The sequence below is a fragment of the Bradyrhizobium campsiandrae genome, assembly GCF_014529705.1.
In the GTDB taxonomy this organism is placed as follows: Bacteria; Pseudomonadota; Alphaproteobacteria; order Rhizobiales; family Xanthobacteraceae; genus Bradyrhizobium; species Bradyrhizobium campsiandrae.
The window spans coordinates 1-418 of sequence record NZ_JAANIH010000235.1 but is presented as its reverse complement, the minus strand read 5'-3'; the positions used below and the strand labels follow the sequence as shown (position 1 = coordinate 418).

Genomic DNA, 418 nt, shown 5'->3' with positions numbered 1-418 from the left:
GTTGAAGGAGCGTTCCACGACGTTTCGTCCCTTGTATGCCTCTGCGTCAAAGGCGGGTGGATGGCCTCCCTTGGAGCCCTTCTTCTTCCGGGAGGCGATCTCGTTCTTCTTCTGGGGGATCACTGCCTTGACGTTGGGATCTCGAAGGAAGTCACGGTTCACGCCCGACGTGTAGCCCCGGTCCGCCATGACCGTGTCGGGTGTGGTGCGGGGCCTGCCGGTGGGCCTGGGGACGTAGATGTCCTTCAAGGTGTCCTGCATCATCGCGCCGTCGTTGCGCTGGCCTCCAGTGACGACCATGGCCAAGGGACGCCCGTTGACGTCCACGACCTGGTGGATCTTCGTGGTCAACCCCCCGCGCGAGCGTCCAATGCCGTGACCTGCAGGCTCATCCTCGCCCAGCGGAGAATTCTTGTAG

Annotated in this window: 1 protein-coding gene; it reads right to left on the bottom strand. The window is 62.9% G+C overall.

What is annotated here, in order from left to right; genetic code table 11:
- Positions 1–402, bottom strand: a 402-nt coding sequence (locus G8O24_RS47235) for a transposase (RefSeq protein WP_497717871.1), incomplete at its 3' end; no start/stop codon positions are given.
- Positions 403–418: the final 16 nt, after the last annotated feature.